The organism is Luteitalea sp. (genome assembly GCF_022842525.1).
Lineage (GTDB): Bacteria > Acidobacteriota > Vicinamibacteria > Vicinamibacterales > Vicinamibacteraceae > Luteitalea.
The window spans coordinates 15972-27336 of sequence record NZ_JALHPM010000041.1 but is presented as its reverse complement, the minus strand read 5'-3'; the positions used below and the strand labels follow the sequence as shown (position 1 = coordinate 27336).

Here is an 11365-nt window from a genome sequence, read left to right as displayed (position 1 = left end):
CAGCCCGGCGGGCAACGAACTCGTCCTCGCGATGGCGACCGCGGCGCTGGAGCACGAGCAGCTCGGGCAGCGCGGCGTGACCGACGTGCTCACGGTGAGCTTCTCGTCCAACGACTCGGTCGGCCACGCGCACGGCCCGGAATCGCCCGAGGTCCGCGACATCACGAAGCACACCGACCGTCAGCTGCAGGCGCTGCTCGACGAGGTGGATCGTCGCGTCGGTCTCGGGCGAACGCTGGTCGCCTTCACCTCGGACCATGGCGTGGCGCCTCTGCCCGAAGCCGCCGCGGCCCTCCGCATTCCCGCCGGCCGGTTCGCGGCACAGACGCTGTACAGCGCCATCGAGACCGCGCTCACCGCGAAGTTCGGCGCCGGCCCGTGGCTGGCCCGGCCGTCCCTGCCGATGGTCTACCTGGACCACGAGCTGATCGCCAGTCGTGGCGTCGACGCCGCCGAGGTCCGTCGCGTGGCCGCCGAGGCCGCTGCCCGCGTGCCGCGGGTGGCCCACGTGTACACCCGGGACGCGATCCTCGAGGGTCGGCTGCCGCGCGATTTCATCTCCGAGCGCATCACCCGCGGGTATCACCGCGAACGCTCAGGTGACCTGCACGTCGTCCTCGACGCGCACTGGATGACGGCGGCGGTCGGCAGCACGCACGGCTCGCCGTACGGCTACGATGCCCACATCCCCCTGATCCTGATGGGGCCAGGGGTCGAGCCCGGCACCTACCCCGACCATGTGGCGCTCAACGATCTGGCGCCGACCCTGGCGTGGCTCATCGGCGTGGAGCCGCCAGCGGGTTCGCAGGGGCGCGTGCTGACCGAGGCTCTGCGCCGCAACGCCTCGGCATCCCGTCCGGTCGTGGAGCCGACGTCCAGTCCGCGATCGTCCGTGGCGCCAGGTCCCAGGAGCGTTGCGCCGTGATTGCGGTGTCGGACACGGTCGTGCTGCACGAGCGCGACCTGGAGGAGCGTTTCGTGCGTGCCTCCGGGCCCGGGGGGCAGAACGTCAACAAGGTGGCCACGGCCGTGCAACTGAGGGTCGACGTCGGCGCCACCGGCTTGCCGGCGGGCGTCAAGGCTCGCCTCATGCGGCTGGCAGGCAACCGGATGACGACAGACGGCGTGCTCGTGATCGAGGCGCGCGAGTATCGCACCCAGGCCCAGAACCGCGTCGCGGCGCGTGAGCGTCTGCACGCGCTGCTGCAGCAGGCCGCCACGGCGCCGCGCACGCGCACGGCAACGCGGCCCTCACTGGGGTCGAAGGTGCGTCGCCTCGACGCCAAGCAGAAGCGCGGCGACCTCAAGCGGCATCGTCGCTCGACCGACGACGACTGACCGACGTCTCACTCGCTGACGGCCCGTGGGTGCCACGCGCGGTGGTCGTCATCGACGCACCGGCGACAGCGGCGTCACGAGACCGACCAATTCTGTGCGTGCCGGCCGCCGCAACGACCCGCCCTGCGTGACACGCACACACACTCTTCGCTCATCAGTCGTCCCTGTTGTCGACGTGGTGACGGTCATTTCGTCTCGAGGTGTTGCCTAGCGCAACACTCGGACGCTCGATCCCGTGCCTCCTCCTGCCGAAGTGGTCACGTCACACACGGTTTTGCACGAGCGGGAGGCGGTCGCGGGCGTAATGGCCTGCGACACCTGTCTTGGCCTGATGCTTGCTATTCAAAGTGTCGGGTTCGCGTCGGTCGTGAGCCCTTCCCGAAACGCAGCACGTGTGTCACACCGGGGGCGTCCTCACGCCGCCGGGCACCCTCGGGGTGCGTGTGCCCGGACTGCCTGCCGGTGGGTGCGATGCATGTCGCGCCCGGTTCACCGCTCTTGTGGCATCTCCCTCCGGTCGGGTCGGCGAGGGAAGCGCTGTGCGCGGTGAGGTGGCGGACTCGCGGGAAGGGAAGACGGCGAATCAGGAGCTCGTGTCGCAATGCTGCTACCCTCCCGCCCTCCCTCGATCGCGCGCCCGGGCACGCTGGTGCTGCTGGCGCCCACGGCTGCCACCGTGGCCGAGACCTTTCGTGACGTCGACGTCGATGCGGCCAGGCATGCGCGTGTGCTGGCGGGGCTGCAGCGGCTGCGCGGCCAGGCCTACCTCCGCGATGGCGCGATCACCCGCGAGCAACTGACCGCCGACGGCTGCCACGTCCAGTCCGCCGACGATGCGAGCTGGCATGTGGTGTCGGTGCAGCCGGATGGCACCGTCGTGGCCTGTGCCCGGTTTCGCCTGCACGATCCCGCCGCTGCGCCCGAGTCGCTGGGGGTCTGGAGCTCGGCGCTGGCCCGGTGCGCGACGTGGTCGGGCCCGCTGCGTCAGGCCGTCGAAAGTGACATGAGCCTGGCGCGACTGCGGGGGGTGGCCTATGCGGAGGTGGGTGGCTGGGCCGTCGCCGAGGAGTGGCGTCGGACGACCCAGGCCGCGACCACCGCGCTCTCGACCTACGCGCTTGCCGAGGCCCTCGGTGGATGCATCGGCATCACGACCGCCACGGTCCGGCACTGCTCGTCGCGCATCCTGCGCAAGCTGGGGGGGCGATCGCTGCAGTGGGGGACGGCGATGCTGCCGGCCTACTTCGACCCGCAGTACGGCTGCGAGATGGAGATCCTGCGCTTCGACTCGAGTGCGCCGGGGCGCCGCTACGACCTGCACGTGGCACGCCTGGCACGCAGTCTTCGCGACCTTCCCGTGATCTGCGCCGCCGAGGGTCTGCGGGCGCCGGCACCGAGCGCACCGCGTGCCTCGCGGCTGCCGTCGTTCGCCTCCCTTTCCGAGAGGCACGTCCCTTGCTTCTCGACAGCAGAGTTCGCGCCCATCTGACCTGACCGCATGCCATCACTCCCCGACATTCCCTCAGCGGCCCGTGACGCCTGGGTCGGGATTGTCGGGGCGGCGCACGTCGTGGAGGCGCGGCACCAGACCGCGGCGGCGGCGACGGCCACGTTCGCCACGCACCGGCGCGTGCCGCTCATCGTGCGCCCCGAGACCCGCGAGCAGGTGCAGGGCTGTGTACGTGTGGCGGCCGCGCATGGTGTGCCGCTCTACCCGATCAGCAGCGGCCTCAACTGGGGCTACGGGTCGCGCGTGCCGGCGTCGGACGGCAACGTCATCCTCGACCTCGGCCGCATGCGGCGCATCGTCGACTTCAGCGAGCCGCTGGCCTACGTCACGGTCGAGCCCGGAGTCACCCAGCAGCACCTGTTCGACTTCCTGCAGGCGCGCGGCTCCCGCCTCTGGATGGACGCCACCGGCACCAGTCCTGCCGCCAGCCTGATCGGCAACACGATGGAACGGGGCTTCGGGCACACCCCGTACGGCGATCACTTCGCGCACGTCTGTGCGCTCGAGGTGGTGCTCGGGGATGGCACCGTGCTCGACACGGGCTTTGCACGCTTCGGCGAGACGCCGAGCGCGCCCATCTATCGCTGGGGACTCGGGCCGGTGATCGACGGGCTGTTCACCCAGTCCAACTTCGGCATCGTCACCCGCATGACGATCTGGCTGATGCCGGCCCCCGAGCACTTCCAGGCGTACTTCTTCCGATGCGACGCGCCGACCGACCTCGGGCGCGTCATCGACGCCCTGCGTCCGCTGAAGCTGTCGGGGACGCTGCGCAGCGCCGTGCACATCGGCAACGACTACAAGGTCCTCAACGGTCTGCAGCAGTACCCGTGGCAGGAGATGGGGACGCGCACGCCGCTCTTGCCGTCGGAGATGCCGGCCTTCCGGCAACGCCTGCGTATCGGCGTGTGGAACGGTTCCGGCGGCCTCTACGGGACGCGGCCGCAGGTGGCCGAGGCACGGCGTCTCGTGCGACGGGCCCTGAGCGGCATCGCGACACGTCTCGAGTTCCTCGACGATCGTCGTCTCGCACTCGCGAAGCGGTTCGCTCGACCGTATCGGCTCATGACGGGCTGGGATCTCTCTGCGGCCCTGACGTTGCTCGAGCCGGTCTACGGTCTGATGCGCGGGGTGCCGACGGCGCAGCCGCTCGCGAGTGCGTACTGGCGCAAGCGCACCCCACCCCCGGCGCAGATGGATCCCGATCGCGATCGCTGCGGCCTGTTGTGGTGCGCCCCCGTGGCGCCGATGGAAGGCGGGCATGCCGAACGGCTGGCGGACCTGTCGTCCACGGTGCTGCTCTCGCATGGCTTCGAGCCGCTGATCTCGATCACCCTGGTCACCGATCGCGCCATCACGTGCGTGGTGTCGATCAGCTACGACCGGGATGTCGCCGGTGAGGACGCGCGCGCCCTGGCCTGCTATCACGCCCTGCTCGATGCGCTGAATGCCCAGGGCTACCTCTCGTACCGACTGGGCATTCAGGCGCTGTCGCGCACGCCGCTGCCCGACAACGCGGCGGCTCTCCTGGCGCACATCAAGCGGGCCTGCGATCCGGGGCGCATCCTCGCGCCTGGCCGCTATGGTCTCGGCATCACACACGCCGAGTGACGCCACGGTCGAGTCGCAGCTGTGAACGTGCGGCGTGTAATCGAGAACAGACCGTAGTGGCGCTGTACACGCGTCCGCCTCTGCTGTTTCCGGGGCGTTCTGGCGCAATTCACAAAATTTCCATTCATCCACGCACATTCGTTCGCGATGGGCTCGCGTGCACCGGATCGGCGCACATCGTGCACCCGTGCATCCCGGCTGTGTCTCCCCCAACCGGGCGGGAGATCGAAAGGGAACGCAAATGAACAAGATGCTGTGGTCGGTCGTGTGTGCAGGAATCCTCGCGGTGCCGGCAGTTGGTCGTGCCGCTCCTGTGACCGGTAGTTTCACCTTCGTCGGTCAGGAGGACGTCCAGGTCGGCGTCGACTATGTGAACTTCGGCGAGTTCCCCGACATCTTCAACACTCCGATCGGGGACATCCAGTTCCTGACGGGGACGGGGACGTTTGCCGGCATCGGCGGGACCTTCGGCACCATTCAGGACATCGTCGGCATCGTGCCCGGAACCGATGTCATGGTGACCGACTTCATCGTGGCCGAGGCGCGTCCTGAGCTGGACTTCACGCTGACGCAGGTGGCGCCCGGCGTGTTCGGCTCGGGCCAGTGCTTCGCGCCGCCGGCAGCTGGACAGACCTGCACGCCGCCGGTTCCGGTGGGCTCGCCCTTCAATCTCATCAACGACAGCGCGTCGTCGTTCGGTGTGACGATGCGGGTGCTGGGCTACGTGACCAACGAACTCGGTGAGGTCAGCACGTTCACGGGCAACTTCAGCTCGCAGCGCACCGACATTCCGTACCAGGCCGCGCTCGGCGCCATCGCCGACGACGAAATCGGCTTCTTCCGCTCGTCGTACTCGGCCGACTTCGCCTTCACGCCCCAGCAGGTGCCGGTGCCCGAGCCCGCCAGCATGGTGCTCATGGGGCTCGCGCTCTCCGGCATGGCCGTCGTCATCCGTCGCCGCAAGTGACCGAGGCCAGCTGAAGATCGGAGGGCAGGGCAGGACGATGGCTGTCCTGCCTCCGGTCTTCAGCGTCGGCGTTACTTCGGCCAGCCCGACGTGGGCAGGCCCGGAGTGACGCGCAGTGCGTTGGCGTAGTAGACCTTCCGGAGCACGGCATCGGGCAACTGCATGCCGTACAGCTTCCAGAAGGCGTGGTAGTCGCGGTAGTAGTCGAAGTACTCGTCGCCGGTCTCGAACACGCGCCAGTAGTAGGGGTATTCGCGTGGCTCGTACGCGTCCTTGCCGAAGAGGATGCGGTCCTGATACTTCACGAAGAACTCGCGGGCGGCACGGGGCTGACGGCCGAACTCGTACAGCACGGCCGACACTTCCAGCACCATGTTCGGCAGGCGATCGAGCGCTGCCGCGGCGCGCTTGAGGTCGTGGCCGTAGTAGCCGAAGTGTGCCGCGATGAAGCGGGTCTTCGGGTTGGCCGCGAACATGCGGTCGCGCTCGGCGAGCAGGTCCTCGAATGACGGCTGCCCGGGCGCGTTGTTGCGACGACTGGGGAACAGGGCCAGTTCGAGCCAGCGCTCGTTCTTGTAGTCCATTTCCGAGAAGAACTCCATCGGCTCCGCGGTGTGGATCAGCACGGGGATGTCGAGCCGTGCGCACGCCTGCCAGACGGGGTTCAGGACCGGGTCGTCCAGCTTGAGGCGGCCGCCGTCCGCCGCTTTGGACGTCAGCCCGAGGTTCTTGAAGATCTTCAAGCCGATGGCGCCGGCCTTGACCGACGCCTCGAGGTCGGCCACCGCCTTCTCCGCCCACCCAGGCGCACCTGCGCCATCCCAGCTCACGTTGGCGAACACCCGGAAGCGGTCCGGGTACTTGCTCGCCTTGATGAAGGACGTCTTCTCGGCAATCGCCGCTGGTGTCGTGCCGCCACTGAGGTTGACCAGCACGCGCACATTCAGCGCATCGAGTTCGCCGACGAGGCGATCGATCGTCTGGGCCGTCGGCCCGGTGTGGCTGTGGATGTCCACGACCGGGAACTTCGCCTTCGGCACCAGGTGCTGTTCGGTGACCAGCGTGGACCGCGGCCGATAGTCGAGGATGCTCGGCGGCGGGAACTCGGGCGTCTGGCACCGACCCGCGCGCACCTCGGTGGTGCCCGGCGGGCACTCCCCGCTCGCGTCGGGCGGGACCGACGGGGGCCCCCCGCCTCTGGGTTGCGCGACGACCCCCAGCGTGACGGCGACGATGGCGAGGGCGATGAATCCGACGAGCGGGGAACGGGCCTTGGACATGGGCTGCACTGTACTCCTCGACCCGCTACAACGACGAGCGGCGGCGTCGTGTTGACAGGCCCGCGTGGCGTCTGGCCCCGCTCTGTGGCTATGCTTGTGCTGCCTTCGCATGAGTACGTCGGATACATGGTCGGAAGTCCGTCGCGTGTTCCAGGAAGCCTCCGAGCGACACGGGGCGGACCGGGACGCCTGGCTCGCGCGCGTGCCGCCCGGCCCCGTGCTGGACGAAGTGCGGTCGCTGCTCGAGTGGCACGTGCCCGACACCGACTTCCTCGAGACGTCGGCTGCCGCCCCCTTCACCGCCGCCGCCCCACCCGTCGAGGACCTGATTGGCGTGACCCTCGGCGCGTGGCGCATCGAGGGGCGCATCGGCGCCGGGGGCATGGGCGTGGTGTATCGCGCGATCCGCGCCGACGCCGCCTTCGAGCGGTCGGTGGCGTTGAAGGTGATCGGGGCCTTCGGGCGATCACCGGCCGCCGTCGCCCGCTTCCAGCAGGAGCGCGAGACGCTGGCCCGCCTGGACCATCCGGCCATCGCGCGACTGCTCGACGGCGGGACGACGCCGGGAGGCGCGCCGTACTTCGTCATGGAACTGGTCGACGGCGTTCGGGTCGATCAGTACTGCGACGCGCGACGGCAGACGATCAAGGAGCGGCTGACGGTGTTCCTCCGCATCTGCCGCGGCGTGCAGTACGCGCACCGCAACCTGGTGGTGCACCGCGACATCAAGCCGGACAACATCCTCGTCATGGCAGATGGCTCACCGAAGCTGCTCGACTTCGGCGTGGCCACGCTGACCGACGGGACCCCTGCGGCCTCGCGCCGGGACCTCCTCGCCGCGCTGACCACCTGGGCACTCACCCCCGAGTTCGCGAGCCCGGAGCAGGTGCGGGGCGACCTGGTGACCACGGCCTCGGACGTCTACGCGCTCGGCGTGCTGCTGTACCTCCTGTTGACCGGCGTGCTGCCGTACCGGCTCGGCACGGAGGCGCGTGCCGACATGGCAGCGCGGCTGGCCGCGATGCGGCACGTGCCGCCGAGTCAGCGCATCGACGACGCGGACGCCACGACGCGCGCTGACAGGCGTCGCCTGACGCCGTCGGCGCTGCGTCGCCGCCTCGCTGGCGATCTGGACGCCATCACGCTGCATGCGCTCGAGGCGGATGCTGCCCAGCGCTATCAGACGGTCGACGAGCTGATCCACGACATCACGCGCCATCTGCAGGCGCGGCCGGTGCAGGCCCGGCCGCGGACGGCGCTCTATGTCGCCCGTCGCTTCGTGGCGCGTCACCGCGTCGGGGTGGCGGCGAGCGTGGCGGCCCTCGTGCTGGGGGCGGCCGGCCTCGGCGCCATCGTCCGCCAGTCGTCGATCGCCCGCGAGGCGCGGGCGCGCGCGGAGCGCCGCTTCGACGACCTGCGGGCGATGACGCGCGTCTTCATGTTCGATGTCCACGACGCCATCCTCAACGTGCCGGGGACGACCGATGCGCGGGCGTTGATGGTGCGGACCGGCAACGCGTACCTCGAGCGGCTCGCGAGTGAAGCGGGGCCCGATCCGTCCCTGCGGCGTGAACTGGCGGCGGGGTTCGTCAAGGTGGGGGACGCACAGGGCAACCCGTCGAGCCCCAACCTCGGGGACTCGACAGGCGCACGGGCCAGCTACACGCGGGCGATCGCCATCACCTCCGCGCTGCTGGCGAGGGACGCGACCGACATCGAAGCCGCGCGGACCCTTGCGCTGGCGCACCGCCGCCTGGGCGACGTGTTGGCGTGGATGGGGAACAAGTCCGCCGCGCTGTCGCACGCGGAGGCGTCGGCGGCGCGGTTCACGCACCTCGCCACGCTGCCAGGCGTCACGGCCGACGATCGCCTGCAGGTCGTCATCGCACACATCAAGCTCGGCGATCTGCTCGGGAACCCCAACCTGCCCAATCTCGGACGCACGGAGGCCGCGATGGCGCAGTACGACCATGCGCTGGCGATCATCGGCCCCCTGCTGACGGCCACGCCCGACGACCTGCGCGTCCGTCGCTACGTCGGGCTGACTCACGAACGCATCGGCTCGATCCACCAGCAGGCGGCGCGCTGGTCCGAGGCCGGCGCGGCCTACCGGGCCTCGTTCGCCATTCGCGAGGCGCTCGCAGCGGCGGCACCGGTCCACGTCGAAATGCAACGCGACCTCGCCATCGCGTACGAGAAGCTGGCCAACGTCGCGCAGCGCAGCGGCCAGCTCGAGGCGGCCGTCGGACACGCGCGCGGCGCGCTGGCCCGCTTCGAGCGCCTCGCGCAGCTCGATGCGGCCAACGCCAATGCGGCGCGCAGCGTCGCCATCAGTCGCGAGCACCTCGCCGACATGCTGCGCGATCTCGGCCAACGCGCCGACGCGATCACCGAACTGCGCGCGGCCCTGGGCGCGCACCGCGCGCTGGCCGACCGCGATGCCGGCAGCGCGCAGGCGCCGTGTGACGCCGCACGCGTGGCCGACCTGGTCGGCGAACTGACGTCGATGGGGCGTGCCACCGCGGATGCGTGCCGAACGTGGCGCGAGGCCGATGGCCTGCGTCGTCGCCCCGCGGCGGCAGGCTGTGGCGTGACCGGCGAGGCGGCGGCCACGATCGCGGGGCGCCTCGCACGATGCGACGTGCCGGGGGCGCCCTGACGTGGCGGCGCGCGAGGCGGTCCCTCCGGGCGATGACGAGGCGGCGGCGCGCCTGTTCCCGATGGTCTACGACGAACTGCGTCGTCTGGCCGCCGCCGCGCTCAAGGGTGAGCGGACTGATCACACCCTGCAGCCGACGGCGCTCGTCCACGAAGCCTTCCTCCGGCTCGCGGATCTGCCCGACCGTCAATGGCAGGACCGTGCGCATTTCGTCGCCGTCGCCGCCCGCGCCATGCGACGCATCCTGGTGGACCATGCGCGGGCGCGCAAGGCCGTCAAGCGTGGCAGCGGAGAGATTCGGGTGTCCCTCGAGGACATCGACGTGCCTGCCGGCACTGGTGTCGACGTCGATCTGGTCACCCTCGACGAAGCCCTCGATGGCCTCGCCCTGCTCGACGAGCGGCAGGCGCGCATCGTCGAACTGCGGTTCTTCGGCGGGCTGACGGTCGACGAGACCGCGGCCCTGATCGATGTGTCGACGCGCACGGTCAAGCGTGAGTGGCAGATGGCGCGCGCCTGGCTGCGCCGCGAACTGGCACGCCTCGACGCACGCTGACGCCCAGCGTCCGCCTCCGATTCCTGCCTCCACCTCCCGATTCTCCCCGGGGCTGGCCCCGTCTGGCTGATTCTTGCGCTTTGTCTACTTGAGCGCGAGGAACGTTGTTCTTCGCCAGCGGTAGACAAATGTCCATGAATTCACAAACTAATGACCTCCGGGAGCCCGCTGTCGTCGGGGCGACTCGCCGGCTGACTCAGGAAACAGGCTATCAGGCTGGCGCCGACAAGGTGGCGCTGCCTCGCCTGTCGTGCACCGCGGCCGACCGCGCGCGGCTCGAGCAGTGGTCACGCGCGGCGACCGTGGCGCATCGCCTCGTGCTTCGCAGCCAGATCGTGCTTCTACTGCTCGAGGGGCACAGCCAGGTGAGTGCGGCGCGTGTGCTCGGGGTGTCGCGCGAGACCGTGGGCCGGTGGGAACGGCGCTTCGCGGCCGGTGGTCCCGAGGCCTTGCTGCGTGATCGCCCCGGTCGTGGTCGCCGCCCCGGACGCAACGCCACGCATGTGGCCCGTGTGGTGGACGCCCTGCGCCACGCGCCGCACGGCACGTGGACCGTCCGTCGGCTCGCGGCGCACGTCGGCGCGAGTGCCGCCACCGTGCAGCGCATCTGGCGCGAGCATGCGGCCTCCGCCCTTGCCCCGGTGGCTGGGCAAATCCTGAATCGGTCGAGCGAGGCCGCCAGCACCAGTGCTGGCAACGCGCTTGCTCTGTCAGCGACCGATTCGGATACCTCCCTCGTTTCCGCACAGGACTCCCGCGCATGTCGATGATTCACCGTTCGCTCGTCGCCTCCCTGACCGCCCTGCTGCTGGCCATCCTCGCGCCAGCGGCGAGCGCCGCACCGCTGGCCATCGCCTCGTTCTCTGGCGACGACACCCCCGCCTTCGGCATGAGCCTGACGGTGTGGAACGACAGTGCGTTGTTCCCGGAACTGGCGGGCGGCGATGCCTTCGAGCAGCTCACGCTGCAGCTGTTCGACAGCAACCTCGCGGCGATCACCACCTACAGCCTCGACTCGCTGGCGGTGGACGACGTGTGGTTCACCCCGGGCTTCGGCGATGTGACGACGGCGTTCGGCGAGGTGCGCAGCGTCACGCTGTCCCTGGTCTTCCGTGGGCAGGCACTCGTGGCGTCACTCCGCACCTGTCAGCCCGGTGACAACGGCGACGGCTGCTTCGTCGACATCCTCGTGCCGCTCGACCCGGTGGTCGACCCCGATTGCCTCGTCGAAAGCCCCACGTGCGAACTCATCGGCCGCACGGCTGCTGCCGACGTCGAGTTCGCGCCGCCGGGCGTGCCCGAGCCGGCCGTGTCGGTGCTCGTGGCCGTGGCGCTGCTTGGCGCGGTTCGCCGCGCACGCGCGTCCGCCTCTCGCGCCTGACCTTTTCGCCCTCGCTTTCCCTCCCGCGCAATGAGCACACACACGCACGCTGTCCCCCACACT

10 protein-coding genes are annotated in these 11365 nt (G+C 70.0%); 9 read left to right on the top strand and 1 reads right to left on the bottom strand.

Annotated elements, in window-relative coordinates; translation table 11 throughout:
• The 5 genes from Q0C41_RS10765 to Q0C41_RS10745 form a co-directional block, all read left to right on the top strand.
• On the top strand, nt 1-925 hold a 925-nt coding region (locus tag Q0C41_RS10765; RefSeq protein ID WP_291983620.1), incomplete at its 5' end, for an alkaline phosphatase family protein.
• On the top strand, nt 922-1338 hold the full coding sequence (gene arfB / locus Q0C41_RS10760) for an alternative ribosome rescue aminoacyl-tRNA hydrolase ArfB (RefSeq protein ID WP_291983619.1): 417 nt from the start codon (nt 922-924) through the stop codon (nt 1336-1338). The genes Q0C41_RS10765 and arfB, both read left to right, overlap by 4 nt.
• Before the next feature lie 601 nt (nt 1339-1939).
• Nucleotides 1940-2827, top strand: coding sequence for a hypothetical protein (locus Q0C41_RS10755; protein ID WP_291983616.1), 888 nt, complete (start codon nt 1940-1942; stop codon nt 2825-2827).
• 9 nt (nt 2828-2836) lie between these two features.
• Nucleotides 2837-4459 carry an FAD-binding oxidoreductase gene (locus Q0C41_RS10750; RefSeq protein ID WP_291983614.1) on the top strand — a complete coding sequence of 541 codons (1623 nt, stop codon included), beginning with the start codon at nt 2837-2839 and terminating at the stop codon, nt 4457-4459.
• Nucleotides 4460-4700: 241 nt separating this feature from the next.
• On the top strand, nt 4701-5426 hold the full coding sequence (locus tag Q0C41_RS10745; protein WP_291983612.1) for a PEP-CTERM sorting domain-containing protein: 726 nt from the start codon (nt 4701-4703) through the stop codon (nt 5424-5426).
• A 71-nt stretch (nt 5427-5497) separates the two neighbouring features.
• On the opposite strand, the gene Q0C41_RS10740 is transcribed toward Q0C41_RS10745, so the two are convergent.
• Nucleotides 5498-6706, bottom strand: coding sequence for an amidohydrolase family protein (locus Q0C41_RS10740; protein WP_291983610.1), 1209 nt, complete (start codon nt 6704-6706; stop codon nt 5498-5500).
• A 109-nt stretch (nt 6707-6815) separates the two neighbouring features.
• Here Q0C41_RS10740 and Q0C41_RS10735 point away from each other — a divergent pair, with 109 nt between their 5' ends.
• The 4 genes from Q0C41_RS10735 (at nt 6816) to Q0C41_RS10720 (ending at nt 11302) form a co-directional block, all read left to right on the top strand.
• A complete protein-coding gene (locus Q0C41_RS10735; protein ID WP_291983608.1) occupies nt 6816-9365 on the top strand; it encodes a serine/threonine-protein kinase in 2550 nt (849 codons plus the stop codon).
• Between the two features lies 1 nt (nt 9366).
• Nucleotides 9367-9921 (top strand): sigma-70 family RNA polymerase sigma factor, encoded by a 555-nt coding sequence (locus Q0C41_RS10730; protein WP_291983606.1) that lies wholly within the window; start codon nt 9367-9369, stop codon nt 9919-9921.
• 230 nt (nt 9922-10151) lie between these two features.
• Nucleotides 10152-10691, top strand: a complete 540-nt coding sequence (locus Q0C41_RS10725) for a helix-turn-helix domain-containing protein (RefSeq protein WP_291983604.1) — start codon at nt 10152-10154, stop codon at nt 10689-10691.
• Nucleotides 10682-11302, top strand: a complete 621-nt coding sequence (locus Q0C41_RS10720; protein ID WP_291983602.1) for a hypothetical protein — start codon at nt 10682-10684, stop codon at nt 11300-11302. Before Q0C41_RS10725 ends, Q0C41_RS10720 begins: the two co-directional genes overlap by 10 nt.
• Nucleotides 11303-11365: the final 63 nt, after the last annotated feature.